At 59.4% G+C, this 25,834-nt stretch carries 20 protein-coding genes and 2 pseudogenes; 6 read left to right on the top strand and 16 right to left on the bottom strand.

Annotated elements, in window-relative coordinates:
* Window positions 1-2 precede the first annotated feature (2 nt).
* Window positions 3-1,163: an AAA family ATPase gene (locus tag BZ163_RS29600; protein ID WP_128873868.1), complete on the bottom strand. Its 1,161-nt coding sequence runs from the start codon at window positions 1,161-1,163 to the stop codon at window positions 3-5.
* 182 nt (window positions 1,164-1,345) lie between these two features.
* Between BZ163_RS29600 and BZ163_RS29595 the strand changes: the two genes are divergently transcribed.
* From BZ163_RS29595 to BZ163_RS29585, 3 genes and pseudogenes are all read left to right on the top strand, one after another.
* Entirely contained in the window at window positions 1,346-2,449 is a 1,104-nt protein-coding gene (locus BZ163_RS29595; protein ID WP_128873867.1) for an efflux RND transporter periplasmic adaptor subunit, read from the top strand.
* Window positions 2,446-3,513 carry an efflux RND transporter periplasmic adaptor subunit gene (locus tag BZ163_RS29590; protein WP_128873866.1) on the top strand — a complete coding sequence of 356 codons (1,068 nt, stop codon included), beginning with the start codon at window positions 2,446-2,448 and terminating at the stop codon, window positions 3,511-3,513. Before BZ163_RS29595 ends, BZ163_RS29590 begins: the two co-directional genes overlap by 4 nt.
* Window positions 3,510-6,562 (top strand): annotated as a pseudogene (locus BZ163_RS29585) (efflux RND transporter permease subunit). The gene BZ163_RS29590 and the pseudogene BZ163_RS29585 overlap by 4 nt, the downstream one beginning before the upstream one ends.
* A gap of 117 nt (window positions 6,563-6,679) precedes the next feature.
* On the opposite strand, the gene BZ163_RS29580 reads toward BZ163_RS29585, so the two are convergent.
* The 4 genes from BZ163_RS29580 to BZ163_RS29565 all read right to left on the bottom strand — a co-directional run bounded on the left by BZ163_RS29580 (window position 6,680) and on the right by BZ163_RS29565 (window position 10,131).
* Window positions 6,680-7,309, bottom strand: a complete 630-nt coding sequence (locus tag BZ163_RS29580; protein WP_128873865.1) for a bifunctional 2-polyprenyl-6-hydroxyphenol methylase/3-demethylubiquinol 3-O-methyltransferase UbiG — start codon at window positions 7,307-7,309, stop codon at window positions 6,680-6,682.
* A gap of 383 nt (window positions 7,310-7,692) precedes the next feature.
* Window positions 7,693-8,076, bottom strand: coding sequence for a nuclear transport factor 2 family protein (locus BZ163_RS29575; protein WP_128873864.1), 384 nt, complete (start codon window positions 8,074-8,076; stop codon window positions 7,693-7,695).
* A gap of 42 nt (window positions 8,077-8,118) precedes the next feature.
* Window positions 8,119-9,054, bottom strand: coding sequence for an aldo/keto reductase (locus tag BZ163_RS29570; RefSeq protein WP_128873863.1), 936 nt, complete (start codon window positions 9,052-9,054; stop codon window positions 8,119-8,121).
* 18 nt (window positions 9,055-9,072) lie between these two features.
* Window positions 9,073-10,131, bottom strand: coding sequence for a type III polyketide synthase (locus tag BZ163_RS29565; protein WP_128873862.1), 1,059 nt, complete (start codon window positions 10,129-10,131; stop codon window positions 9,073-9,075).
* Between the two features lie 195 nt (window positions 10,132-10,326).
* Here BZ163_RS29565 and BZ163_RS29560 point away from each other — a divergent pair.
* Window positions 10,327-10,566 (top strand): annotated as a pseudogene (locus BZ163_RS29560) (integrase core domain-containing protein); the annotation flags it as partial.
* A 39-nt stretch (window positions 10,567-10,605) separates the two neighbouring features.
* On the opposite strand, the gene BZ163_RS29555 reads toward BZ163_RS29560, so the two are convergent.
* The 11 genes from BZ163_RS29555 to BZ163_RS29505 all read right to left on the bottom strand — a co-directional run bounded on the left by BZ163_RS29555 (window position 10,606) and on the right by BZ163_RS29505 (window position 22,221).
* Window positions 10,606-11,250: a methionine ABC transporter permease gene (locus tag BZ163_RS29555; RefSeq protein WP_128873861.1), complete on the bottom strand. Its 645-nt coding sequence runs from the start codon at window positions 11,248-11,250 to the stop codon at window positions 10,606-10,608.
* Entirely contained in the window at window positions 11,240-12,373 is a 1,134-nt protein-coding gene (locus BZ163_RS29550; RefSeq protein WP_128873860.1) for a methionine ABC transporter ATP-binding protein, read from the bottom strand. Before BZ163_RS29550 ends, BZ163_RS29555 begins: the two co-directional genes overlap by 11 nt.
* A gap of 2 nt (window positions 12,374-12,375) precedes the next feature.
* Window positions 12,376-13,185 carry a MetQ/NlpA family ABC transporter substrate-binding protein gene (locus tag BZ163_RS29545; RefSeq protein ID WP_128873859.1) on the bottom strand — a complete coding sequence of 270 codons (810 nt, stop codon included), beginning with the start codon at window positions 13,183-13,185 and terminating at the stop codon, window positions 12,376-12,378.
* Between the two features lie 128 nt (window positions 13,186-13,313).
* Window positions 13,314-14,714: an LLM class flavin-dependent oxidoreductase gene (locus tag BZ163_RS29540; protein ID WP_128873858.1), complete on the bottom strand. Its 1,401-nt coding sequence runs from the start codon at window positions 14,712-14,714 to the stop codon at window positions 13,314-13,316.
* On the bottom strand, window positions 14,683-15,876 hold the full coding sequence (locus BZ163_RS29535; RefSeq protein WP_128873857.1) for an SfnB family sulfur acquisition oxidoreductase: 1,194 nt from the start codon (window positions 15,874-15,876) through the stop codon (window positions 14,683-14,685). Before BZ163_RS29535 ends, BZ163_RS29540 begins: the two co-directional genes overlap by 32 nt.
* A 38-nt stretch (window positions 15,877-15,914) precedes the next feature.
* Window positions 15,915-17,156, bottom strand: coding sequence for an SfnB family sulfur acquisition oxidoreductase (locus tag BZ163_RS29530; protein WP_128873856.1), 1,242 nt, complete (start codon window positions 17,154-17,156; stop codon window positions 15,915-15,917).
* 324 nt (window positions 17,157-17,480) lie between these two features.
* Window positions 17,481-18,245 carry a hypothetical protein gene (locus tag BZ163_RS29525; RefSeq protein WP_128873855.1) on the bottom strand — a complete coding sequence of 255 codons (765 nt, stop codon included), beginning with the start codon at window positions 18,243-18,245 and terminating at the stop codon, window positions 17,481-17,483.
* 479 nt (window positions 18,246-18,724) lie between these two features.
* Window positions 18,725-19,480, bottom strand: a complete 756-nt coding sequence (gene tcyN, locus BZ163_RS29520; protein ID WP_128873854.1) for an L-cystine ABC transporter ATP-binding protein TcyN — start codon at window positions 19,478-19,480, stop codon at window positions 18,725-18,727.
* Between the two features lie 4 nt (window positions 19,481-19,484).
* On the bottom strand, window positions 19,485-20,150 hold the full coding sequence (tcyL, locus tag BZ163_RS29515) for a cystine ABC transporter permease (protein WP_128873853.1): 666 nt from the start codon (window positions 20,148-20,150) through the stop codon (window positions 19,485-19,487).
* Window positions 20,150-20,944 (bottom strand): cystine ABC transporter substrate-binding protein, encoded by a 795-nt coding sequence (tcyJ, locus tag BZ163_RS29510; protein WP_128873852.1) that lies wholly within the window; start codon window positions 20,942-20,944, stop codon window positions 20,150-20,152. The genes tcyL and tcyJ overlap by 1 nt, the downstream gene beginning before the upstream one ends.
* A 284-nt stretch (window positions 20,945-21,228) precedes the next feature.
* Window positions 21,229-22,221, bottom strand: a complete 993-nt coding sequence (locus BZ163_RS29505; RefSeq protein ID WP_128873851.1) for a D-cysteine desulfhydrase — start codon at window positions 22,219-22,221, stop codon at window positions 21,229-21,231.
* Between the two features lie 296 nt (window positions 22,222-22,517).
* On the opposite strand from BZ163_RS29505, the gene epsC reads away from it, so the two are divergent.
* Both epsC and betT read left to right on the top strand, forming a co-directional pair.
* Entirely contained in the window at window positions 22,518-23,444 is a 927-nt protein-coding gene (gene epsC, locus BZ163_RS29495) for a serine O-acetyltransferase EpsC (RefSeq protein ID WP_128873850.1), read from the top strand.
* A 423-nt stretch (window positions 23,445-23,867) separates the two neighbouring features.
* A complete protein-coding gene (betT, locus tag BZ163_RS29490) occupies window positions 23,868-25,823 on the top strand; it encodes a choline transporter BetT (RefSeq protein WP_168187421.1) in 1,956 nt (651 codons plus the stop codon).
* The last annotated feature ends 11 nt before the right edge of the window (window positions 25,824-25,834 follow it).

Genomic DNA, 25,834 nt, shown 5'->3' with positions numbered 1-25,834 from the left:
AGTCAATCCGGCCAATACCAGGCCGGCTCATCCAGCATTCGCTGCCCTACAATCCCGGTCTGGCCCAACGTCTTCTCCAGCACGATGCAATTGCATTCCTCATCCTCTTGCAGCGCCGAGATCAATCGCCGCGCATGGGAAACTACCCATACCTGGCACTGCTCCGATGCGCGAATAATCAGCCGCGCCAACGCTGGCAACAGGTCCGGGTGCAAACTGGTTTCCGGCTCGTTCAGCACCATCAGCGACGGGGGCCGGGGCGTCAGCAGCGCGGCGACCAGCAGCAAGTAGCGCAACGTCCCATCGGACAACTCGGCTGCCGATAACGGTCGCAACAACCCTTCCTGATAAAACTCAATGGCAAACCGTCCGCCCTGCAACGGCGCGATGCTCAATCGCGCCCCCGGGAACGCGTCACTGATCGCCGTCTGCAAAGCCTCCGGATCGCCGATTTCGCGAATGGTCTGCAACGCCGCCGCCAGATCGCGACCGTCGTGGTGCAGCACCGGCGTGCGGGTGCCCAGTTGCGGTTGGCGCACGGGTGCGTCGGCATCGCTGCGAAAGTGATCGTAGAAACGCCAGCGACGGATGAATTCACGCAACTGCATGACTTCCGGTGAGGTGCGAAAGCTGCCGACCTGATCGAACAGGCTGTCGAAATTCGGCGTGTGCTGCGCCAGTACTTCCCAGCCAAGACCTTCACGCGCACGAATCATCGGGCCGTCGCGATCTACCAGCAGGCTGGCCGGGCGATAGAAAGGCCCGGACCAGATGCATTCCTTTTTGATTTCCGGGTCCAGGGAAAAACACGAAAGGGTCTTTTCCGGCAGACCCAGTGCAATGGAATAACTGAAGTCTTCCCCGGCAAACCCCAGGCGCAGGCGTTTCACGCCCTGTCGAACAGTCGCCTCGATCGGCACTTCGCCGTTGCGCATGCGGCGGCTGATGTGTTCCGGGCCGGCCCAGAAGGTCGAATCCAGCCCGCCCTCGCGAGCCAAGGCATTGACCACGCCACCCTGGGCGGTTTCGGCCAACAGGCGCAACGCGCGGTAGAGGTTGGATTTGCCACTGCCGTTGGGGCCGGTGATCAGGTTCAGCCGGCCCAGCGGGATCACCAGTTTATTGATCGAGCGGTAGTTGGCGACCGCGAGGGTTTTGAGCATGGAGGACGTTCTCTGTGGTCCCGAATCGGCATCAGCATAACCGTGTTGGCGAAGTTGACGTGTAGGACCTATATGCAACCCTTGTAGGAGGAAATGCATGTCAGCGTAGGCGAGGGCTGAACCCTGCTCTAAGCTCATAGTCGTATCGAACTGGCACGCCCGTACAACGCAAAGGAGTCTGCATGGCTGGTCCCGGATTGAAAACAGTGCTTGGCCTGAGTTTCCTGGCTTTGCTAACCGCCTGCGGCGAGAAGCCCCAGGTCGAAAAGGAGCGTCCGCGGGTGTTCGTGCAAGAGGTCAAGTCGGCTGACTACGCGGCCTCGGTGACCCTCACCGGTGATGTCCAGGCGCGGGTACAGACTGAGCTGTCCTTCCGCGTCGCCGGCAAGATCATCCAGCGCACGGTCGATGTCGGTGACCGGGTGTCGGCCAGGCAAGTGCTCGCCAGGCTCGATCCCAAGGACCTGCAAACCAGCGTCGATTCGGCCCAGGCGCAGGTAGTTGCCGAACAGGCGCGGGTCAAACAGACCGCCGCCGCGTTCGTGCGCCAGCAAAAACTCCTGCCCAAGGGCTACACCAGCCAAAGCGAATACGATTCCGCCCAGGCCGCCTTGCGCAGCAGTCAAAGCGCCCTGGCGGCCGCCCAGGCACAATTGGCCAATGCCCGCGAACAACTGAGCTACACCGCGTTGATTGCCGACGCGCCGGGGGTGATTACCGCTCGCCAGGCCGAAGTCGGCCAAGTGGTGCAGGCTACGGTGCCGATTTTCAGCCTGGCCCGGGACGGTGAGCGCGACGCGGTATTCAACGTCTACGAGTCGCTGTTGGCCGAACCGCCGTCGGATAAATCGGTGGTGGTCAGCCTGCTCGAAAACCCGGCGATCAACACCACCGGCACCGTGCGTGAAATCACCCCGGCAGTGTCCGCGCAGACCGGTACGGTGCAGGTCAAGGTCAGTCTCAATGGCCTGCCGCAAGGTATGCAGCTCGGCTCGGTCGTGAGCGCCACGGCCAAGACGCCGGGCAAATCCGCCGTGGAGTTGCCTTGGTCGGCACTGACCAAGAACCTCAGCGACCCCGCCGTGTGGCTGGTGGACGACGAGGGCAAGGCGCAGCTGCACACCGTCACTGTCGGCCGTTACCTCACCGGCCATGTCGTCATCAGCGCGGGTCTCAAGGGTGGCGAAAAAGTCGTCATCGCAGGCGGCCAGCTGCTCCATCCCGGCGTGAAGGTGGAGATTGCCGAAAACACTTATAAGGACCTAGGCGCGGGAGCCCAGCCATGAAGCGTCTGATGCTGGTGCTCTGCGCTGGAATGCTGGTGGCCTGTTCGAAACAAGAACCGCCACCGGAGCCGGTACGCCCGGTGCTGTCGATCAAGGTCCAGGCGCTGGATGAGGAAAATCTCGGCCGCTTCGCCGGCAGCATCCAGGCCCGTTACGAAAGTAATATCGGTTTCCGCGTGCCGGGTCGCATCGCCAGCCGCAACGTCGATGTCGGCGCCGAAGTCGAGAAGGGCGCCTTGCTCGCCACGCTTGACCCCACGGACCAGCAAAACCAGCTGCGCTCGGCCCAGGGCGATCTGGCGCGCGTCCAGGCGCAGTTGATCAATGCCCAGGCCAACGCCCGCCGCCAGCAGGAACTGTTCGATCGCGGGGTCGGTGCGCAGGCCCAGCTGGACATTGCGCAGACCGACCTCAAAACCACTCAGGCCTCCCTCGACCAGGCCAGGGCGGCGGTCGATCAGGCCAAGGATCAACTCGGCTACGTGCAACTGCGCACCGACCACAAAGCCATCGTCACGGCATGGAACGCCGAAGCCGGGCAAGTGGTGACCGCCGGCCAGCAAGTGGTGACCCTGGCGCAGCCGGATATCAAGGAAGCCGTGATCGATCTGCCCGACACCCTGGTGGACCAATTGCCGGCGGACGTGGTGTTTCAGGTCGCCGCGCAACTGGACCCGAACATCACCACCACCGCCGTCGTTCGCGAAATCGAACCCCAGGCGCAAAGTGCGACCCGTACCCGTCGCGCCCGCCTGAGCCTGACGGACACGCCACCGGGTTTTCGCCTCGGTACGGCCATCAGCGTGACCCTCAGCTCTGCGATCAAGCCGCGCATCGAGCTGCCGCTGAGTGTGCTGCAAGAGATGGATGGCAAATCGCGGATCTGGGTCGTCGATCCACAGACGCACACCGTTTCCCCGCGGGACGTCAGCCTCGTCAGCCGAACTGACAGCACCGTGGTCCTGACCAACAGCGTGAAGTCCGGCGAGCGGGTCGTCAGTGCGGGAGTGAACAGCCTCAAACCGGGGCAGAAAGTGAAAATCGACGAGGACAGCCCACAATGAAAGGGAGTTTCAATTTATCCGAATGGGCCCTCAAGCATCAGTCGTTCGTCTGGTATTTGATGTTCGTCGCGCTGCTGATGGGCGTGTTCTCGTACATGAACCTCGGTCGCGAAGAAGACCCGTCCTTCACCATCAAGACCATGGTGATCCAGACGCGTTGGCCGGGTGCGACCCAGGAAGAAACCCTCAAGCAGGTCACGGACCGCATCGAGAAAAAACTCGAGGAACTCGACTCGCTCGATTATGTGAAAAGCTACACCCGGCCCGGCGAATCAACGGTCTTCGTGTACCTGCGCGACACCACCAGTGCCAAGGACATTCCGCAAATCTGGTACCAGGTGCGCAAGAAGATCGACGACATTCGCGGCCAGTTCCCCAAGGGCCTGCAAGGGCCGGGGTTCAACGACGAATTCGGTGATGTGTTCGGCTCGGTCTACGCCTTTACTGCCGACGGCTTGTCGATGCGCCAGTTGCGCGATTACGTCGAACAGGTCCGTGCCCAGATCCGCGAAGTGCCGGGGCTGGGCAAGGTCGAGATGATCGGTGAGCAGGATGAAGTGCTCTATCTGAATTTCTCCACCCGCAAACTGGCGGCGCTGGGCATCGATCAGCGCCAGGTGGTGCAAAGCCTGCAATCGCAAAACGCGGTGACCCCGGCCGGTGTGATCGAGGCCGGGCCGGAGCGGATCTCCGTGCGCACGTCCGGTCAGTTCGAGTCCGAGAAAGACCTGGCCAACGTCAATTTAAGGCTCAACGATCGTTTCTATCGTCTGGCCGACATCGCTGACATCAGCCGTGGCTATGTCGACCCGGCCACGCCGCAATTTCGCTTTAATGGTCAACCCGCCATCGGCCTGGCCATCGCCATGAAGAAAGGCGGCAACATTCAGGAATTCGGCAAGGCCCTGCACCAGCGCATGAATGACCTGACCGCCGACCTGCCGGTGGGCGTTGGCGTGCATACCGTTTCCGACCAGGCGGAAGTGGTGGAAAAAGCGGTCGGCGGCTTCACCAGCGCCTTGTTCGAGGCGGTGGTCATCGTGTTGCTCGTCAGTTTCGTCAGCCTCGGAGTACGTGCCGGGCTGGTGGTGGCGTGCTCGATTCCGCTGGTGTTGGCGATGGTCTTCATCTTCATGGAATACAGCGGCATCACCATGCAGCGGATTTCCCTCGGCGCGCTGATCATCGCCCTCGGCCTGCTGGTGGACGACGCCATGATCACGGTGGAGATGATGGTCACCCGGCTGGAGATGGGCGAAACCAAGGAGCAGGCGGCCACGTTCGCCTACACCTCGACCGCGTTCCCGATGCTCACCGGTACCTTGGTGACAGTGGCCGGCTTTGTGCCTATTGGCCTGAACGCCAGTTCGGCGGGCGAGTACACCTTCACCCTGTTTGCGGTGATCGCCGTGGCGATGCTGGTGTCATGGGTGGTCGCGGTGTTGTTTGCGCCGGTGATCGGCGTGCACATCCTCAGCGCCAACGTGAAACCCCATGACGCGGAACCCGGTCGCATCGGCCGCGCGTTCAATTACGGCATGCTCTGGGCCATGCGCAACCGCTGGTGGGCCATCGGCATCACCCTTGCACTGTTCGCGGCATCGGTGTTTTCCATGCAGTTTGTGCAGAACCAGTTCTTCCCGTCCTCCGACAGGCCGGAAATCCTGGTGGACCTCAACCTGCCGCAAAACGCGTCGATCGCCGAAACCCGCAAGGCGGTGGACAAGCTCGAAGCGACGCTCAAGGACGATCCGGACATCGTGCGCTGGAGCACCTACATCGGTGAAGGTGCGATCCGTTTCTACCTGCCGCTGGACCAGCAGTTGCAGAACCCGTACTACGCGCAGTTGGTGATCGTCAGCAAAGGCCTGGAGTCGCGCACGGCCTTGAGCCAGCGCTTGCGTGAACGGCTGCGCAAAGACTTCGTCGGCATCGGCAGCTACGTCCAGGCCCTGGAAATGGGCCGCCGGTGGGGCGGCCGATTCAGTACCGGGTCAGTGGCAAGGACATCGATCAGGTGCGCAAGCACGCGATCGCCCTGGCCACCGAACTGGATAAGAACTCGCACATCGGCGAAATCATTTTCGACTGGAACGAGCCGGGCAAAGTACTGCGCATCGACATCGCCCAGGACAAGGCGCGGCAACTGGGCCTGTCGTCGGAAGACGTGGCCAACCTGATGAACAGCATCGTGGTCGGCGCGCCCGTGACCCAGGTCGATGACGATATCTACCTGATCAATGTCGTGGGTCGCGCAATCGATGCGGAACGCGGTACGCCGGAAACCCTGCAGAATCTGCAGATCGTCTCACCGGGCGGCACCTCTATTCCGCTGCTGGCGTTCGCCACCGTGCGTTATGAGCTTGAACAACCGCTGGTGTGGCGCCGCGACCGCAAGCCGACCATCACCATCAAGGCCGCGGTGCGTGACGAGATCCAGCCGACCGATCTGGTGAAACAGCTGAAACCGGACATCGAAAAATTCGCCGCCACGTTGCCGGCGGGCTACAAGGTCGCTACCGGCGGTACGGTCGAGGAAAGCGGCAAGGCGCAGGGGCCGATCGCCAAGGTGGTGCCGCTGATGCTGTTCTTGATGGCGACCTTCCTGATGATCCAGTTGCACAGCGTGCAGAAGCTGTTCCTGGTGGCCAGCGTCGCACCGCTGGGCTTGATCGGCGTGGTGCTGGCGCTGATCCCGACCGGCACGCCCATGGGCTTCGTGGCGATCCTCGGCATCCTGGCGCTGATCGGCATCATCATCCGCAACTCGGTGATCCTGGTGACCCAGATCGAGTCGTTCGAGAAGGACGGCTACGCACCGTGGGATGCGGTGCTGCAAGCGACCGAGCATCGGCGTCGACCGATTCTGCTGACGGCGGCAGCGGCGAGCCTGGGGATGATCCCGATCGCCCGGGAAGTGTTCTGGGGGCCGATGGCTTACGCGATGATTGGCGGGATCATCATCGCCACCTTGCTGACGTTGCTGTTTTTGCCGGCGCTGTATGTGGCCTGGTACAAGATTCGCGAGCCGAAGAAAGAGGCGGCATAAAGGCGAGCGCTGCGCGCTCTATTCGCGAGCAAGCCCGCTCCCACAGTTGGTTCGCATCCGTCTGGACAACCCGGTCAACTGTGGGAGCGGGCTTGCTCGCGAAGGCGTCAGAACTGACTACACAGATCTACGCCAAACACTCGCCAACCAAGGCTGCTGCTCCCGCGGCAACCCCGCCGGCCGGTAGTAATGCTCCAGCTCGACAAACCCCGCCTCGGTCAGCAATTGCTGCCACGCCTGAAGATCGTGATACGCCCCATAACGCGGCCCGTTCCACCCCTCCTGATTGTCCCCACGCGGATTGGAACTGAACAACACACCACCCGGTTTCAACGCCCCACGCAGTTCCTTCAACACTCGTGGCAACTCCTGCCGCGGAATGTGGAACAGCACTGCATTGGCAAAAATCCCGTCGAAACGTTCAGCCGGCAAATCGAGTTTCAGAAAGTCCTGCTGCCAGACCTCGCAACCGCTGTCCTCGCGCGCCATCTGCGCAAGCTTCTCCGATCCATCGAGCCCGACAGCGGTATGGCCCATGCGCGTGAACGTCTGCAAATCACGCCCGGGCCCACAGCCAAAGTCAAGAATGTCGAACGGCGCCTCACCCTGAATATGCCGCAACAGGGCATCGATGTTCTGGCTGACATCGTGATCGCGGGTGCCCTCGCGAAACCCTTCGGCCACCGAATTGTAATGGCCCAGGGTGGTGGAAGTAATCTGCTCGAGGTCGGAGGGAGTCTGTTTCATGGCAGCCATTCGCAATAGAAAAATCAAGTGACCACTATAGGGCTTTAATAGATCCTTGCACCTTTTGCCGCGCGCTGGAAACCTCGATGTTATTGCCGCATGAATCGGCCCGCATGGCTGATCAGGCCGTCCCTGCGCGGCACAAGCAGTCAACAGCATTTCGGCTGGGCGCGCTTGAATCTTGTAGTGTCGGGAAAATTCAACAACAGTGATGCCACCGGACCCGGAAAGATCAGTGAACAGATTTGGCAGCTACCAGGACTTTTGACGCCCAAAACCCTGTCACAAGTGCCATGAGAGGTTGGGCGCTTGGCGTGAGTGGGTTATCTGCCGGCATTGTATCAACTCTCTTCCGGGTACTGAAATCCAGTCTGACAGCGAGCTTAAAAATAATGGTTAAGCTTGGCTGCGTCATAGGCATTTTCCCAATGCTCCACAATGCGGCCGTTGCGGAACCGCCATAGTCCGCAGAAAGGCATTTCGTGATGTTGGCCTTTTATAAAAATGCGTAACATGCCAAAGACTGCCCCGAAGTGATCATTCGCGGTGATATCTTTCACGTCCATGACCAGCGTATTGTTGGTCAACTCGATCAGTTCAAGTTCCTTTTCCAAAACCGCTTTTTTCCCGATTACATTTCTTATATGTCCCGGTATCTCCCGGCTAGCGGTGTGCAGGATGACATCGTCATCGACATACTGGTCGATACAGCTTAGGTCAGCATAGATTGTGCGCAGTATTTCTGCATTAGGGTGCGTGCCTGACATAGTGATGCTCCTGCTATCGGTTTTTTTTAAAAAGGGCGTTGCTTAATGTTCAGGTCGCCAGGTTGGCGGATGTGCTGCGTCAACGGCGCTTTCAATAGCAGCCAAGTCGTCAGTGCTCAATTGAATATCAGTTGCCTTTATATTCTCTTCCAGGTGTTTAATTGTCGTAGTTCCAGGAATGAGTACTGTCGCCGGGGATTTATGGAGCAACCATGCCAGGGCAAGTTGCGAGGGTGATGCGCCAAAGCGCTCTGCAATCGGAGAAAGTACGTTATCCGGGCCGACAAGACCGCCGTGTCCCAGCGGAAACCAGGGGATGTAAGCGATGTTATTTTTCTCTGCGTATTTTAGCGTTGCATCGTCGGTTCGATCCGCGAGGTTGTACAGGTTCTCTATGGCGACGATATCGACTATCTGTTGAGCCTCTTGAAGTTGAGCAATGGATACTCCGGGTTGCCCGGACAATCCGATGTGACGGATTTTTCCCTGTTGCTGGAGGGAGGCGAGCTCACCTAATTGGTCTGCCAGCGGCACGCAGGGGTCGATGCTATGGAGCTGGTACAGCGGAATACGCTCCATACCCAGGTTTCGCAGACTCAGTTCTACCTGTTGCCGCAAATAGGCAGGTCGTCCGCAGGGAACAATGTAGGGGGCGCCCGGTTCGCCGTGTATCCAGTCTTTAGGGCCGGAGCGGAGCAGGCCTCCTTTAGTGCATATCACTAAGTCGTCTGCATAAGGATGCAAGGCGCGACGAATGATCTGTTCATTATTTCCCGGCCCATAGCAGTCTGCAGTATCAATGAAGTTGACGCCAAGCTCGACGGCTTTCCGCAGCAGCCTGACCGCTTTTTCCGGATCGTCGGGATCGCCCCACATGCCGTAACCGGTCAGGTGCATGGCGCCATATCCAAGGCGGTTGACGATCATGTCGCCGCCGATAGTCAACGGATAAGCAGTTTGTTTTTGTTGATAGCTCATGATGTTCTCCTCGGTGTTTTATTGGGCGAGGCCATTGCCCTGCCATGTGCCCAGGACAATTTCGGCGGTAATGCCGGGGCCGAATCCGGCGATAATTCCGCGTGATCCATCGGGCAGCCCCGCAACGAATTGACGACGTAATGCATCAAGAACAACAACGGAAGCTACGTTGCCGTACTCGGTGAGGGTGGCTTGACTGTGTTCGAATAAGTCGAGGTCGACCTGCAAAAAGTGCGACAGGTCGGAAAGTATCCGGGGGCCGCCAGCGTGAATAATATAAAAGTCCAATTTCTCAACGTTCCAGTCGTGAACAGCGGCCATGGCGCGCAATTGGGGGGCTAGCTGCTCCATGGTTCCCGGAACTCGCCGGTCCAGTTGGAAGTGGAAACCAGTATTCTTGACCGCATAACTGATCCAGTCTTCTGTGCCCAGCACCAGGCGCGATCCGTTGTGTTCAAGTAGCATTCCACGCCCCCCTTGGCCGCGGACTACTGCAGCACCCAAGGCGTCGCCGAACAAACCGTTTGACAGCAGATTGCCGATATTCAGGTCGGAAGGTTGGTAGCATAATGAGCAAAGTTCGCAGGCAACAATCAGTACATTCGCTTCGGGATAAGCTTGGCAAAAATTATGGGCGTGACTGATTGCTGCCCCTCCTGCAGCGCATCCAAGTTGCGCGATAGGCAGCTGTCGGGTGTCATTGCGAAAGCCCAGATTATTAATGATCCAGGCAGTAAGCGAGGGCATGGTGAAACCTGTGCATGACACGAAAATGATCGCATTGATTTGCTCAGCGCTCACTTGCGCATTTTTTAACGCTGTTTCAATCACCGCCGGCAGTCGCTTTTTGGCTTCGTGGACGTAAGTGAGATTGCGCTCTTCGAAGCCCGGGTGATGTAGCGTTTTTTCAATCGATTGCACCAAGTGCCGCTTCTTGACGCCGGTATTTTTTATCAGGCGCAAGATTAGCGATAAGTTTTCATGGTCGGGATGAAGTTGCCGGGCAAGTTCCAGCGTTCGCTCCATGTCGATAGTGTGCTCCGGGACGGAGATGGCTGGGCAACAGAGTACTGACATGACACGATCCCTCGTGTGGATTAATGCTAAAAATCTGGTTGGCGTTTTTAGTTGATGCCCTGGACCATTTGCATGGTCAATGCAATCACTGTTCTCATCGTTAATGTTGTTTATTTTTTCGATGTTATCCACTGTCAACAATGACAGTGGATTAGCATGATTTGGACTTGTCAGGCATCCAATTGATTATAAAAGTTGGTCGAGAGCTTCGTGAAAACGATCAATTGCGGTTACGTGGCGCACAGGCCCAAGCCGGATCGAGAAACGGTGTTGCGTAACCTGATAATGGCCTTCGAGCATTACAACGAGCAGCACCCGCACAGCGCCTTAAACTGTCGATCACCGAGGGAGTTCAGGCGCTTGGCAGCAGCATTAATTCAACAGGGAGTTGGTGTCCGGTTTTGTAGGGGCCAATCCACCGGTGAACGGGATTGATGTAGGAACTGCCGCAGGCTGGGGTCTTTTGATCTTTGCTTAACGCTTGTTCAAACCTCGCGCCAATCTATCGCCCCCCAATTGAATGAATGCCACCAACACCACCAGCAACACAATCACCGTCAACATGATCTGGCTGTCAAATCGCTGATAGCCATACCGATAGGCAATGTCGCCCAACCCACCGGCCCCAATCGCCCCGGCCATGGCCGAGGAGTTGATCATGGTCACCAAGGTAATCGTGAACCCCCCGACAATCCCCGGCAACGCTTCAGGCAACAGCACATGCCAGACGATATGCCAACGCCGGCACCCCATCGCCTGCGCTGCTTCGATCAGCCCGTGGTCGACTTCGCGCAAGCTGACTTCGGCAATACGTGCAAAGAACGGTGTGGCGGCAATGGTCAGCGGCACGACAGCGGCCCAGACACCGTAAGTGGTGCCGACAATCAGCCGGGTAAACGGAATCAGCGCCACCATCAAAATCAAAAACGGAATCGAGCGAAACAGGTTCACGAACGCGCCTAATGCGCGATTCAGCGCCGGTGCTTCGTAGATGCCACCTTTGGAACTCGTCACCAGGATCACAGCCAAGGGAATGCCCGCCAGCAGCGCAATCAACGAAGACACACCGACCATCAGGAAGGTGTCGATGAAACCTTGCAGCAAGCGATCAAACCACATAACCCAACACCTCCACCTGTTGCGCCCAATGGCCCGCGCGCTGACGTAATTCTTCGGCACTGAGGGACGAACCGGTTACTGCCAGCAGCAATTGCCCGAGGGCATGGCCCTGAATCCGTTCGATGCCACCTTGCAGCAAGCGCACGCGACCACCGAGGGCGCTGAACAGTGCGGCCACGTCTGGTTCCTCATGCGCTGCTCCGGTGAATTGCAGTCGCAGCACCACGGCGTCCTCGGCGGACGTTGGCTGCGAGCGCAACCGGCTTTGCAATTCTTCCGGCAGTGCGTGTTGCAACGGCGCCAGCAACGTCTTGCTGACCTCATGCTGCGGGTTGCCGAACACTTCCCATACCGGCCCTTGCTCGACGATTCGTCCATGCTCCAGCACCACGACCCGGTCGCAGATATCGCGAATCACCGCCATCTCATGGGTGATCAGCACAATGGTCAGGCCCAAGCGTTGATTGATCTCGCGCAGCAGGCCGAGGATCGATTGCGTGGTCTCCGGATCCAGCGCTGAAGTCGCTTCGTCGCACAGCAAAATCGCCGGATCGTGTACCAGCGCCCGGGCGATGCCGACACGCTGTTTCTGCCCGCCTGACAGCTGCGCCGGATAAGCTTTGTGCTTTTCCTGCAGGCCTACCAGGTCCAGTAATTCACGGACTTTCTGCTCGCGTTTTTCTTTGGGTACCCCTGCCACTTTCAGCGGTAATTCGACGTTCTGCCAGACGGTCTTGGCCGACATCAGGTTGAAGTGCTGGAAGATCATGCCGATCCGTCGACGCAACGCCACCAGGCGGTCTTCATCGAACTCGCCAATATCGACTTGATCGATCAGCACCCGCCCGGTGCTCGGTTGTTCGAGGCGGTTGATGGTGCGGATCAGCGACGACTTGCCGGCGCCGCTGCGACCGATGATGCCGAACACTTCACCGCGCTGGATCGCCAGGTCGATGCCGTGCAATGCCGCCACAGGACCTTGCTGGCCGTTGTAGGTTTTGCCCAGGCCGATGAAGCGCACGTGGGCGCGATTAAGGTCCGGGTGCAGTTCGGTCTGTTCGACATGCTCCGGGATTGGGCGGGGCTCTGGAATCTTCAGTCGCCGTTGGATCGCGGCCGTCATGTTCAGCTTTCCCAACCGGCTTGGTAGAGCTTGCCATGGGCTTTGTCCAAGGCTGCGCGAACAACTGGCGAATGCTGGTAGATGTCGACGAACTTGATCAGGCGCGGGTCGGTTTTGCTTGTCGGCTGGATCACGAACTGAATCACGTATTCCTTGTGATCGAGGCCGTCGAACAGCAGGGCAGAGCCGGCATCGAAGGTCTTCGACAGGCGGATGTAGGCCGGGTAGCCCTGGACCAGGTCGGCGTCATCGTAGGCGCGCACCAGTTGCACGGCTTCGACCTGAAGGATTTTGATTTTCTTCGGATTGGCGACGATGTCTTCTTCGGTGGCCTTGTAGCCGACCCCCGGTTTGAGTGTGATCAAGCCAGCCTTGGCCAGCAGTTGCAGGCCACGCCCGCTGTTGATCGGGTCGTTGGCGATGGCCACGCTGGCGCCTTCGGGCAGCCCGTCGAAGCTTTTGTATTTTTTCGAGTAGAGGCCGACGTTGTTGATGATCCCCGGGGCGAAGGGCACCAGGTCAAAACCGGCGGCGGCCTTGGCGTTTTCCAGGAACGGGATGTGCTGGAAGTAGTTCACGTCGATGTCGCCGGCGGCGAGGCTGACGTTGGGGGCGATCCAGTCGCTGAATTCCACCAGGTCGACTTGCAGGCCTTGTTTCTTGGCTTCTTCGACGGCGGCTTCGAGGGGGATGGCGAAGGCGGCGGTGGTGCCGACTTTCAGCGGCGCGTCGGCGGCGAAGAGGGTGGAGCTGAAGAGGCCTAGGGCCAGGGCCAGTGCTTTGACTGGGTGGGAGAGGTAGGTCTTGGTCATGGTGGGGTTTCCAGTCAGTGCATAAATTTTGGGTGTTTGGGCGGGCCTCTTCGCTGGCAAGCCAGCGCCTACAGGGGATCTATGGCGTTCGCAGACCCTGTGTAGGAGCTGGCTTGCCAGCGAAGCTTTTAGCGGCGGTGCGTTGAACCGGTATGTTGCACAGGCAGATGCGCCCCTTCGTGAAACAGCTTTTCCCGCAAAGAGCCATTGTCGTAAGCCGTCTTGTACGACCCTCGACGCTGCAACTCCGGAACCACCAGCTCAATGAAATCCACGTAGCTTTCCGGGGTGACAATCCGCGTCAGGTTGAAGCCATCGAGCCCGGTTTCGGCGATCCACGATTCCAGCTCATCGGCCACTTGCCCAGGCGAACCCACCACCGTGATGTAGCGCCCGCCGAGGGCGTGTTGTTCGAGCAACTTGCGTCGGGTCCAGTCGTTGTTTTGCAGGTTTTTGGTGGCGGACTGGATGGCGTTGCTTTTGACGTACTGGATCGGCTCATCGATCGCGTACTGGGAAAAATCAATCCCGGTGGACGCCGAGAAATGTGCCACCCCGGCCTCGGCACTGGCGTAGCTCAGGTACTCGGCATGCTTGGCCCAGGCTTGCTCTTCAGTGGCGCCGACAATCACATTCAGCCCCATGAACACCTTGATGTCCCCGGGGTTGCGTCCGGCCTCGACCGCGCTGGCGCGAACCTTGTCCACCTGGGTCTTGGTCGATGGTTTGTTCTGGCCGCTGATGAACACGCACTCGGCATGGCGCCCGGCGAACTGCAAACCGCGATCGGAACTGCCCGCCTGGAACAGCACCGGCGTGCGTTGCGGCGAGGGCTCGCAGAGGTGATAACCCTCGACCTGATAGAACTCGCCCTTGTGCTCGACCTTGTGCACTTTCTCCGGTTGGGCGTAGATCCGTTGCTTTGGATCGTTGAGCACCGCGCCGTCTTCCCAGCTGCCTTCCCAGAGTTTGTAGAGCACTTGCAGGTACTCGTCGGCCTGGTCGTAACGACGGTCGTGCTCGACCTGTTCGCTCAGGCCCATGGCCTTGGCGGCGCTGTCGAGGTAGCCGGTGACGATGTTCCAGCCGACCCGACCGCGGCTCAGGTGATCGAGGGTCGACATCCGCCGGGCGAACAGGTACGGCGCTTCGTAGGTCAGGTTGGCGGTCAGGCCGAAGCCGAGGTTTTTGGTGACGGCGGCCATGGCCGAGACCAGGAGCAGCGGATCGTTGACCGGCAACTGAATCGACTCTTGCAGCGGCACGTCCACCGAGTGCTGGTAGACGTCGTACACCCCGACGATGTCGGCGATGAACAGCCCGTCGAACAGCCCGCGCTCCAACAGTTGTGCCAGTTCGGTCCAGTATTCGATGGTTTTGTACTGGGTGGAGTTGTCCCGTGGATGCGTCCACAGGCCATGGTTGATGTGCCCGATGCAATTCATGTTGAAGGCATTGAGCAGGATCTTTTTTTTTGCTCGTTTGCGGCGTGGCCATTCAGATGGTCCCCCGCAACGGCGGGTTTTCATCGTTGAGGTAGTAGTTGCCGACGGCGTGATACTTCCAGCGCACCGGGTCGTGCAGGGTATGCACCCGAGCGTTGCGCCAGTGGCGATCCAGGCCGTGTTCGGCCAGCGTGGCCTGACTGCCGGCCAATTCGAACAGCGTGCTGCCGGCGGCAAGAGAAATTTCGGTGCTGATGGCCCGGGCTTCGGCGACGGCAATCGACGCGGCGGCGACGGTCTGTGCGTCAGTCTGGGCCTGGGCCTTGTCGAGGAATTCGCCGGCGCGTTCCAGCAGCGCTTCGGTGGCGTGCAGGCGAATGCTCAAGTGACCGAAGCTCTTGAGGGTCAGGGGGTCTTCGGTGGCGTTGTCGTTGCCGGCATCGATCCACGGCCGGGTCCTGGTGCGCACGAAGTGCAACGCATCTTCATAGGCGGCGCGGGCGATGCCGGTATCGATGGCGGCGTGAAGAATCTGCGCCAGCGGGCCGACGGTGGTCGGACGCTCGAAAGCGCTCTGGAACGGGATCACGTCTTCGGCGGCGACAAAGACGTCTTCAAAGACCACCGAACCGCTGCCGGTGGTGCGCTGGCCGAAACCGCTCCAGTCGTCGATGGCCGTCAGGCCTTTGCTGTTGCGGGGCACGAAAGCCAGTTGCTGCACGCCGTGTTCATCCACCACCGAGGTCGGGATACGTTGGGCGTAAATGGCGCCGGTGGCGTAGAACTTGCGGCCGTTGATGCGGTAACCCTCACCGTCGCGAGTGAGGCGGGTAACGCGGTCGTGGGCGGTTTTGGTGCCGAGTTCGGCCAGGGCATTGCCGAAGCGTTGACCGGCCAATACTTCTGCGTACAGACGTTTTTTCTGCTCGGCGCTGCCATTCACGCGCAGCACTTCGAGGGCATAGAAATGGTTCTGCGGAATTTGTCCAAGAGAACCGTCGGCCTGCGCAATCAGCGCGATCACCTTGGCCAGCGTGACATTGGAAACGCCGGCACCGCCGTATTCCTTGGGCACGCTGATGCCCCACAGGCCCGAGCGGGAAAACACTTCCAGTTCCGGGTGTGGCAAACGCCGTTCGCGGTCGCGCAGGGCGCTGTCGCGTTTGAAATCTTCGGCCAGGTCACTGGCGACAATCAGGGCTTGCTCATCGCTGGTTATGACCGCGACGTGGTGAGAAAAAGTCATGTGTTTCTCCAGAGATCTGGTCAAAAGGGTTCCGGTCTTCAAATCCAGGAGTGGCGCGCGGGTAAAGTGCCGTTCAAGTGGTAAGTGCCGACGGCGTGATATTTCCAGCGCACCGGGTCGTGCAGGGTGTGCACGCGAGCATTGCGCCAGTGGCGGTCGAGGTTGAATTCGGCGAGGGTGGCGCGGCTGCCGGCCAGTTCGAAGAGTTTTTCGCTGGCCAGCAGCGAGATCTCGGTGGTCAGCACCTTGGCTTCGGCCACGGCTATCGAGGCGCGGGCGGCGGATTCGGCAGTGAGTGGTGCGGCGTTGACCTGATCGAGCACTTGCCCGGCCTTGCGCAGCAGCGCTTCGGCGGCGTGCAGTTCGATTTTCAGTTTGCCGATGTCGGCGATCACGTAGAGGTCATCGCTGGCCCTGTCGACATTGGCATCGATCCAGGGCCGGGCGCGGGTTTTCACGAATTCGATGGCGTCGTCGATAGCGCCCCGGGCGATACCGGCATCGATGGCCGCTTGGATCAATTGCGAGACTGCGCCCTGGATGTTCGGCTTGTCGTTGATCTTCCAGGTCTCTACCACCAGTTCGGCGTCGACCCGCACGTTGTTGAGCAAAATCGTGCCGCTGGCGGTGGTGCGCTGACCGAAACCGGACCAGTCATCGACGATGCGCAAACCGGGTGTGCCGCGGCGGACGAAGGCCAGCACTTGCCTGCCATTGTCGTTCAGCGCCTTGACCGCGACCCAGTGGGCGAACAGGGCGCCGGTTGAATAAAACTTCTGGCCGTTGATGACGAAGCCATCGCCGTCGGCGGTGATCCGCGCTTTGATTTCCAGGGTGTTTTTGGTGCCGCGTTCCGGTCCGGCATTCCCGACCCGCCAGCCTTCGAGCACGCTTTTGAACAGCTGCTTTTTCTGTGATTCGGTGGCGCTGCCAAGCACCAGGTTGAGGATGCCGAACTGGTTCTGCGGGATTTGCCCGAGTGCCGGATCCGCCGCGGAAATGATCGCGAACACATCGGCGACAGTCACGAACGAAACCTGCGGGCCACCGTACTCGCGAGGGATGGCAATGCTGCCCAGGCCGCTGCGGGTGAACTGTTCGATTTCCGACCACGGCAGCTTGCGCTGCTGGTCACGCCTGGCTGCCTGCAGGCGGGCGACCTGCGCCAGTTCATGGGCGGCCTTGATGGCTTGTGCATCGTTGCGCAAAACCTGCGCGGGCAACAACAGGGGGGCGATATCCAGATCACTCTGGAGGGTTGCTTCTGCCAGACTGGACATCAGTGCCGCTCCTTGGCTGCACGCAATGCCCTGGCGATCTGCACTGGGGTGATTGTGTTCCGGATCATACCTACCTCACATCTCATGGAACGCCGCGATGGTTGCGACGAAGTAAAAACAAGAATGTCCGGTGGTCCGGTGCATATACCCTAAGCGTGTATAAAAATAAAATAAACTAACTTTTAGGAATATAGATAGAAGAGCTATTACATATCCCTGTAGGAGCGAGCTTGCTCGCGATGGTCGTTAACGATAACGCATGTTTACTGGCTAAACGCGGCGCTCTTGGGTCCATCGCGAGCAAGCTCGCTCCTACTGGGGATCTCAGTGTTTGCGGGCTTCGGCCGCCATGAGCAGTTCCTTCGGCCGGGCCTTCAAGTACGGGTTCGCACAACCAATCTTCAACCGGCGCGGCGGTGCCCAGCGCGAGTTGTTACCGACCCGATCGAGGATGCAGTACGTCACCTCCAGCCGAAGGTCTTCCCCGGCTTCAAGAATGATTGCCGGTGGCACCCAGACCTGGATCGGCTGGCCGACGTCGCCCGCCCTGAGCCTTGGCAGGTCCATGCGCACATCGCCCCAGCGCAGGGTGATTTCGTCGTCGGCGGCCATGTTCAGGTACGGCTCGATGGTCACCGGGACGCCGCGCTTGATCTGATTCGCATTGACTCCCTGGCGGCGAATGGTCTCGGGGAGGCTCACTGGCGCCAGGCACTGGTTTTCGTCGGCGAACATTGCGGGGGGTTGGCCACCGGGGCAGTCGAGTTTGATCTGGACGCGCACGGCGGGTGACAGGGCTGCTCCTTGCCCGACTTGCATGAGCCGGTAGTGGATGCGTGAAACACCGTTGGCAATAAAGCTTTGCGGCACTCGCAGGCTGACGGTGTGGCCGACATCATGGGCACTCAGCACCCTGGAGGCCACGTAGCAGTTGTCCCAGAACAGTTCGATCAGGTCACCTTCATCCATGCCGGGATAGGGCGCCACGTCGACCAGCAGGTGAGCCGCCGAGGTGATGTTGATGCCGTTCTTGTGTGATTGCGCCAGGGACGGCACAGCCAGTTCGGGTTTGTTCGAGAGGCTTTTCATGGGTTCTCCTTGAAGTCTTGCAACGAAGTCCATTTCTGAAAATCAAAAATGCGGAGTCCGAACAGCAAAACCGTTCATTACTTGAATTGAAATAATGATTGGGCGTGGTGAAAATCAATTGTTGGGACTAGATAAGAGTGCGCTTGAATACGTGTCAATAGAGCGGTTTAGTCAAATACCCAATCTCGAGTAATTCAGAAAGTTCCTACGCGTTGAAGTTAATAAGCCACGTCAATCCGTCGAACATACCTGTCAAAGCGCCCGGTCTATTGAGGTGAGGTGGTGGCTGTACGTCTGTCAGCCCATTCGTTTTTCAGAGTATTAGAGGGGGGCAATCTGTGACAGGGCATATATTTGTATCGCGCACGCTGACAACAAATCATAGGTTGTGCGGACACATGCTATTAAGTAACGGGGGATTTTATTGAAGGGGGAAGGGACTTCCATCCATGGAAGTCGACCCGTATTGCGCGGGTGTTTCAGGAGTGAGCGTTATTCAGAAACTTGCTGAGAAACTGTTTCGTCCGTTCTTCTTTCGGATTGGCAAACAATGCCTTGGCTTCGCCTTGCTCGACGATCACCCCTTTATCGAAAAATACCACACGGTTGGCCACGTCCCGGGCGAACCCCATTTCGTGGGTGACGATGACCATGGTGCGTCTCTCTTCGGCCAGGCTGCGGATGGTCGCCAGTACTTCGCCCACCAACTCGGGGTCGAGGGCCGAGGTGGGTTCGTCGAACAGAATCACTTCCGGCTCCATCGCCAGTGCGCGGGCAATGGCCACACGCTGTTGCTGGCCACCGGACAGGCGGCGCGGGTAAGCGTCTTCCTTGCCCGCCAGACCGACCCTGGCCATCAGCTTTTTACCCAGGGCGACGGCTTCGGCGTGCGGGATCTTCTTTACGATGATCGGGCCTTCGATAACGTTTTCCAGGGCGGTGCGATGAGGGAACAGGTTGAAGTTCTGGAACACGAAACCCACGTGCTGGCGCAACCGTCGCACCAGGCCTTGCTGCTGGTTCAGCGGACGGCTGCCATCGATCTCGATGTCACCGACCTTGATCCGGCCGCTGGTGGGTTCCTCCAGGAAATTCAGGCAACGCAGGAAGGTGGTTTTACCCGAGCCGCTAGGCCCGATGATCGCCACCACCTCACCTTCCTTCACTTGCAGATCGATGCCGTTGAGCACCACTTGACCCTTGAACTGCTTTGTCAGTTTTTCCACGACAATCATTGGGTCAGGACTCCTGGTCGTGCCGATTGACCCGCTCTTCCAACTTGTTCTGCAGGTGCGAGAGCACCGTGGCCAGAACCCAGTAGATCAGTGCGGCGGCAAGGTACATGGTGAACACTTCGAAGGTGCGTGCCGTGATCAGCTGCGCCTGGCGGAACAGCTCCGGCACCTGGATGGTGGCGGCCAGCGCAGTGTCCTTGACCAGCGAAATGAAGCTGTTGCCCAGCGGCGGCAATGCGGTGCGCATCGCTTGCGGGATGATGGCCCGGCGCAGGGTCTGCGCACGGGTCATGCCGATGCTGGCGGCAGCTTCCCACTGACCACGCTCGATGGAGCTGATCGCGGAACGCAGGATTTCACAGGCGTAAGCGGCCATGTTCAGCGAGAAGCCGATCAGGGCCGCCGGCAGCGGATCGAGTTCCATGCCCAACTGCGGCAAGCCGTAATAGATCACGAACAGTTGTACCAGCAACGGCGTGCCGCGAAAGAACGACACGTAGATGCGGGCGATCCAGCTCACCAGCTTGAAGCGCGACAGTCGCATCAGTGCCAGGCCGAAGCCCAGCATGAGGCCGAAGAACATCCCGCCCAGGCTCAAGATGACCGTGTAGTAGGCCCCTTTGAGCAGGAAGGGCAAGGAGTCCAGTGCGAGTTGGAAAGCTTCTTCCATTATTGAGTGACGTCAGCGCTGAAGTACTTTTCCGAAAGCTTTTTCAGCGTACCGTCGGCCCGCAGCTTGTCGATGGCTTTGTTCACCGCCGCCAGCAACTCAGGCTCGCCTTTGCGCAGGGCAATACCGGCTTCCTGACGGGAGAACGCTTCGCCGGCGGCGACAGTGTCCTTGGCCTTCTTGGCGTATTCCAGTGCGGCGAGGCGGTCGATCAGAATGGCGTCGATGCGGCCGACGCGCAGATCCTGGAACTTGGTCGGATCATCGTCATAGGTCTTGATGATGGCTTTCGGTTGGTTCTCCTTGAGCCATTGTTCGTAGTTGGTGCCCAGGCCTACACCGACTTTCTTGCCGGCCAGATCGGCGGCGGTCTTGATGGTGTCTTTGTTCTTGGTCAGAACCAGCGCCTGAATCCCGGAAACGGTGTACGGCTCGGAGAAGTCATACTTCTTCTTGCGCTCTTCGGAAATGGTCACCTGGTTGACCACGGCGTCCAGACGCTTGGATTCCAGGGCGGCGAGAATGCCATCCCATTTGGTCGGTTGCAGTTTGACCTTCACGCCCAGCTCTTTGGCCAGGGCTTCGGAGAACTCGACTTCGAAGCCGGCCAGTTTGCCGTCGGCGTCGACGAAACTGAACGGAGGGTAAGTGCCTTCCAGACCCACGTTGATCACGCCGGCGTCCTTGATTTTCTGCAGCTGCTCCCCGGCAACCGCTTGCCCCAACAGGCCGGCGCTGAGTGCCAGGCCGAGCGAACCGACCAGCAGGTTTCGACGTAATGCGGAAAAATTCATGACAAGCCCCTGTGTTTTCTTATGAAGACGCTTTAGGAAAGTTGGCAAATTCGGGATTTGAACGACTGCGATATCCTGCCCTAAAGCAGTCTATGCGTCTTGTTTCAAATTCGCCTGCGGCGCGACTATATGATGAGGTTTTTAGATTGGAAAATAATAAATATAAATTTTATTATTCTTTTTTAGAATATATGGCGGCTTCAGAAAGATCGCAGCCTGCGCCAGCTCCTACATGGAGCGGAGTACACCCGTAGGAGCTGCCGCAGGCTGATCATAAGCTTCGGTTACAGAAAATCCTTATAGGCAAACAACGCCGGCGCCCCACCGGTGTGCAGGAAGATAATCGGCCCCTCATCAAAACGCTGGCGCCCAATCCCATCCAACAACCCGGCCATGGCTTTACCGGTATAAACCGGGTCGAGCAGCAAACCTTCCTGGCTCGCCACCAGCTTTACCGCCGCCAGTGTCCCGGCATTCGGCTCGCCATAGCGTGGGCCGAAATATTCGTCCCACAGTTCGACTTTGAAACTCGCAGGCAAGCTCATTTCCAACAACTTCGCCGTCCGCTCGGCGAGGCCCTGGACCTTCGGTCGCTGATCTTCATCGCTGCGCGAAACCGTGACGCCAATCACCGGCAATTGCGGCAGTGCTTCGCTCAATGCCAGCGCCAGGCCACTGTGCGTGCCGGCGCTGCCCGAGGCCAGCACCACAGCGGCGAAGGTGATGCCGGTGTCCTTGATCTGCTCGGCCAGTTCCAACCCGGCGCGCACATAACCCAAGGCGCCCAATGCATTCGAGCCGCCAATCGGCACCAGATACGGCTTTTTGCCGTTGCTGCGCAGGCGTGCGGCCAACGCCTCCAACTGTTCGTCGGCGTTATCCAGGTTTTCTACCAGCTCAACCTTGGCATCGAACAGATCCAGCAACAGCCGATTGCCGTTGCCGACATAGTTGGCGTCGTCGGTGCCCAGAGGATTTTCCAGCAGTGCCACGCAGCCCAGACCCAGCCGGGCCGCAACGGCGGCGGTTTGGCGCACATGGTTGGACTGAAGCGCACCCGCGGTAATCAACGTGTCTGCGCCTTGTGCCAGGGCATCGGCCGCCAGGTATTCGAGCTTGCGCAGCTTGTTGCCACCCATGGCCAGCGGCGTCAGGTCATCGCGTTTGACGTAGAGGTCGCGGCCCAGCCAGGTCGACAGGCGTTCGAGTTTTTCCAGTGGCGTGGGGTGGCCGAGCAGATCGAGGCGGTCAAAACGGGCGAGCTGTTGTTTGATCATGGTTTCCATACTGGCGCAAGAAGGTAGGCGCGAGCTCGCTCGCGATGGTCGCTAACGATAACGCGATAAGCCTGACACCCCGCAGCGGGTTCGAGTTTTTCGCGAGCAAGCTCGCTCCTACAGGGAAAAGATCTCAGGACTATAGGCACGCCTATTTATCGGGGCAACCGCCAATCGCTTATAGCCAAAAGTGTTTGATTCAGCACAATTGGTTCTTAATCGTCGTCCAGACCTTGCGTAAAGTAATCGCCGTCAGCGCGGCCAGACAGTCCGGCCGCCCATGAGGAGTTTTTACCGTGAGCGAGCGTTCCAGCCATTGGCAATTGCAGACCATCGTCAGTCAGCTGCGTTCGGCGCGTGACGAATGGCGTGCCCAAAACGGTCGCGCCAGCGGCGAGCAGGGCGGTCGGGAGTTGCCTTCCCGAGCGGCCATGGCGGAGATCCTGGAAGCCTTGTGTGGTGCGTTGTTTCCGATGCGCCTGGGGCCGGTGGACCTGCGCGAAGAGAGCGAAGACTTCTATGTCGGCCACACGCTGGACGTGGCATTGAATGCGTTGTTGGCTCAGGCGCGACTGGAACTGCGCTACGCCGCCCGCCACGGCGCCACGGCCGAGACTGAAGTCGAAGCCAGGACCATTCAGATCATCCAGGACTTCGCCCTCGCCCTGCCGGGCTTGCGCAGTCTTTTGGACACCGACGTGCTGGCGGCCTACCACGGCGACCCGGCAGCGCGCAGCGTCGATGAAGTGTTGCTCTGCTACCCGGGCATCCTGGCGGTGATTCACCATCGCCTTGCCCATCATTTGTATCGCGCCGGGCTGCCGCTGCTCGCGCGGATCAGCGCGGAAATCGCCCACTCCGCCACCGGTATCGACATCCATCCGGGGGCGCAGATCGGTCGCAGCTTCTTCATCGATCATGGGACGGGCGTGGTGATCGGCGAGACCGCCATCATCGGCGAGCGTGTGCGGATTTATCAGGCCGTGACCCTGGGCGCCAAGCGCTTCCCGGCGGATGAGGACGGTCAGTTGCAGAAGGGGCAGCCGCGCCATCCGATTGTCGAGGATGACGTGGTGATCTATGCCGGGGCGACCATCCTGGGGCGGATCACCATTGGCAAGGGCTCGACCATTGGCGGCAACGTCTGGCTGACCCGCAGCGTGCCGGCGGGGAGCAACCTGACTCAGGCGAATTTGCAGCATGATGATGGGACGCAGAAGTAAGGGCCGACATCTTTATTGGTCATGACGCCGCCTTCGCTGGCAAGCCAGCGCCTACAGGGGTATTTGTGTTCACGGAATTTGCGTACGCCACAAAACCTGTAGGAGCTGGCTTGCCAGCGAATGGTCTCAAGCCGAACCGAGATAAGGCATTTAGCTGATTTCCCGCTGAACGAATCCCCCCACCCCCGCGTCATACCCATCCTTGAGCTAGCGTATCAACACCACCGCCGAGCCCTGCGATTAGTCCTTAGCAACCTATTTATGTTTAACTTGAACGCTCATTCAAGTTAAACCGCCGGTTTGCTGCCCGCTCACAACAGGAGGCTTGCCTTTGCCGAGTCCGTTACTGATTGCCTTGCTCCACCCCCGAGAGGTGCATCTTTCATGAGTGCATCGTCCCTTCCTCCAAGCGGCCAGGTCCGCATGAACCCGCCGGTGTTCTACTTTTCGGCGAGTTTCATTCTGCTGTTCGGCATCGTCGTGATTGCCATGCCCGAACAAGCCGGTGCCTGGTTGCTGGCGGCGCAAAACTGGGCGGCCAACACGGTCGGCTGGTACTACATGCTCGCGATGACCCTGTATCTGGTCTTCGTGGTGGTCACCGCCTTGTCCGGCTACGGCAAGATCAAGCTCGGTGCCGACCACGACGAACCCGAATTCAGTTACCTGTCCTGGGCCGGCATGTTGTTCGCTGCCGGCATCAGCATCACGCTGTTTTTCTTTTGTGTGTCCGAACCGCTGACCCATTTGGCGCAACCGCCTCAGGGTGAGGCGGGTACGGCGGACGCGGCGCGTCAGGCGATGCAGATTCTGTTTCTGCACTGGGGCCTGCACGGCTGGGGCGTGTTCGCCTTCGTCGGCATGGCGCTGGCGTACTTTGCCTATCGTCACAACCTGCCGCTGGCCCTGCGCTCGGCGCTCTATCCGCTGATCGGCAAGCGCATCAACGGCCCGATCGGTTACGCGGTGGACGGCTTCGGCATCATCGCCACGGTATTCGGCCTCGGCGCCGACATGGGCTTTGGCGTATTGCACCTCAACTCGGGACTGGACTACCTGTTCGGCATCGCTCACACCCAGTGGGTTCAGGTCGGCCTGATCACGCTGATGATGGGCGCGGCGATCCTGGTGGCCGTGTCCGGCGTCGATAAAGGCGTGCGAGTGATGTCGGACATCAACATGTTGCTGGCCTGTGCGCTGCTGCTGTTCGTGTTGTTTGCCGGGCCCACCCAGCACTTGCTCAACACGCTGATCCAGAACATCGGCGACTACCTCGGCGCCTTGCCGATGAAGAGTTTCGACCTCTATGCCTACGACAAACCCAGTGACTGGCTGGGCGGCTGGACGGTGTTCTACTGGGCCTGGTGGATTGCATGGTCGCCGTTCGTGGGCCTGTTTATCGCGCGGATTTCCCGGGGCCGGACCATCCGTGAATTCGTCTTCGGCGTGCTGCTGATTCCGCTGGGTTTCACCCTGGCCTGGATGTCGATCTTCGGCAACAGCGCGATCGATCAGGTGCTCAATCACGGGATGAGCGCGTTGGGCATGTCGGCCGTCGACAATCCATCGATGACGCTCTACCTGCTGCTGGAAACCTATCCGTGGAGCAAAACCGTGATCGCGGTCACGGTGTTCATCAGCTTCGTGTTCTTCGTCACCTCGGCCGACTCCGGCACCGTGGTGCTGTCGACGCTGTCCGCCAAGGGCGGCAATCCAGATGAAGACGGGCCGAAATGGTTGCGGGTGTTCTGGGGCGCCATGACCGCACTGGTGACCAGTGCGCTGCTGTTCTCCGGCAGCATCGATGCCCTGAAGTCAGCGGTGGTGCTGACCTCGTTGCCGTTCTCGTTGATTCTGCTGTTGATGATGTGGGGGCTGCACAAGGCGTTCTATCTGGAATCGCAGAAGCAGATCGCGCAGTTGCATTCCCTGGCACCGGTCTCTGGCTCGCGCCGTGGCGGGTGGCGTCAGCGCTTGAGTCAGGCGGTGCATTTCCCGTCGCGGGATGAGGTTTACCGTTTCCTCGAGACGACGGTGCGTCCGGCGATTGAAGAAGTGACTGCGGTGTTCGTCGAGAAGGGGTTGCACGTCGTCGCCCAGCCCGATCCGGCCAACGACAGCGTCAGCCTGGAAATCGGTCATGGCGAGCAGCATCCGTTTATCTATCAGGTGCAGATGCGTGGCTATTTCACGCCGTCTTTCGCCCGTGGCGGCATGGGCTCCAAGGAGCTCAACAACCGTCGTTACTACCGGGCCGAAGTGCATTTGAGCGAAGGCAGTCAGGACTACGATCTGGTGGGTTACACCAAGGAGCAGGTCATCAACGACATCCTCGACCAGTACGAGCGGCACATGCAGTTCTTGCATTTGGTGCGTTGATTCCCCGGGCG

It is taken from the genome of Pseudomonas sp. VI4.1, from assembly GCF_002029345.1.
GTDB lineage: Bacteria > Pseudomonadota > Gammaproteobacteria > Pseudomonadales > Pseudomonadaceae > Aquipseudomonas.
Note: the sequence above shows the minus strand (reverse complement) of the source record. Positions and strands in the feature narration are given on the sequence as shown.

Bases quoted from the DNA above. Each gene is read 5' to 3' on its own strand.
- tcyL (WP_128873853.1), bottom strand. From the start codon at position 20,150: ATGGAAGAAGCTTTCCAACTCGCACTGGACTCCTTGCCCTTCCTGCTC.
- BZ163_RS29550 (WP_128873860.1), bottom strand. From the start codon at position 12,373: ATGACGGCCGCGATCCAACGGCGACTGAAGATTCCAGAGCCCCGCCCA.
- BZ163_RS29570 (WP_128873863.1), bottom strand. From the start codon at position 9,054: ATGAGCTATCAACAAAAACAAACTGCTTATCCGTTGACTATCGGCGGC.
- BZ163_RS29595 (WP_128873867.1), top strand. From the start codon at position 1,346: ATGGCTGGTCCCGGATTGAAAACAGTGCTTGGCCTGAGTTTCCTGGCT.
- BZ163_RS29540 (WP_128873858.1), bottom strand. From the start codon at position 14,714: ATGAAAACCCGCCGTTGCGGGGGACCATCTGAATGGCCACGCCGCAAA.
- BZ163_RS29590 (WP_128873866.1), top strand. From the start codon at position 2,446: ATGAAGCGTCTGATGCTGGTGCTCTGCGCTGGAATGCTGGTGGCCTGT.
- BZ163_RS29545 (WP_128873859.1), bottom strand. From the start codon at position 13,185: ATGACCAAGACCTACCTCTCCCACCCAGTCAAAGCACTGGCCCTGGCC.
- tcyJ (WP_128873852.1), bottom strand. From the start codon at position 20,944: ATGAATTTTTCCGCATTACGTCGAAACCTGCTGGTCGGTTCGCTCGGC.
- BZ163_RS29535 (WP_128873857.1), bottom strand. From the start codon at position 15,876: ATGACTTTTTCTCACCACGTCGCGGTCATAACCAGCGATGAGCAAGCC.
- BZ163_RS29525 (WP_128873855.1), bottom strand. From the start codon at position 18,245: ATGAAAAGCCTCTCGAACAAACCCGAACTGGCTGTGCCGTCCCTGGCG.
- BZ163_RS29565 (WP_128873862.1), bottom strand. From the start codon at position 10,131: ATGTCAGTACTCTGTTGCCCAGCCATCTCCGTCCCGGAGCACACTATC.
- betT (WP_168187421.1), top strand. From the start codon at position 23,868: ATGAACCCGCCGGTGTTCTACTTTTCGGCGAGTTTCATTCTGCTGTTC.
- BZ163_RS29600 (WP_128873868.1), bottom strand. From the start codon at position 1,163: ATGCTCAAAACCCTCGCGGTCGCCAACTACCGCTCGATCAATAAACTG.
- BZ163_RS29505 (WP_128873851.1), bottom strand. From the start codon at position 22,221: ATGATCAAACAACAGCTCGCCCGTTTTGACCGCCTCGATCTGCTCGGC.
- BZ163_RS29530 (WP_128873856.1), bottom strand. From the start codon at position 17,156: ATGTCCAGTCTGGCAGAAGCAACCCTCCAGAGTGATCTGGATATCGCC.
- BZ163_RS29575 (WP_128873864.1), bottom strand. From the start codon at position 8,076: ATGTCAGGCACGCACCCTAATGCAGAAATACTGCGCACAATCTATGCT.
- BZ163_RS29580 (WP_128873865.1), bottom strand. From the start codon at position 7,309: ATGAAACAGACTCCCTCCGACCTCGAGCAGATTACTTCCACCACCCTG.
- BZ163_RS29555 (WP_128873861.1), bottom strand. From the start codon at position 11,250: ATGTGGTTTGATCGCTTGCTGCAAGGTTTCATCGACACCTTCCTGATG.
- tcyN (WP_128873854.1), bottom strand. From the start codon at position 19,480: ATGATTGTCGTGGAAAAACTGACAAAGCAGTTCAAGGGTCAAGTGGTG.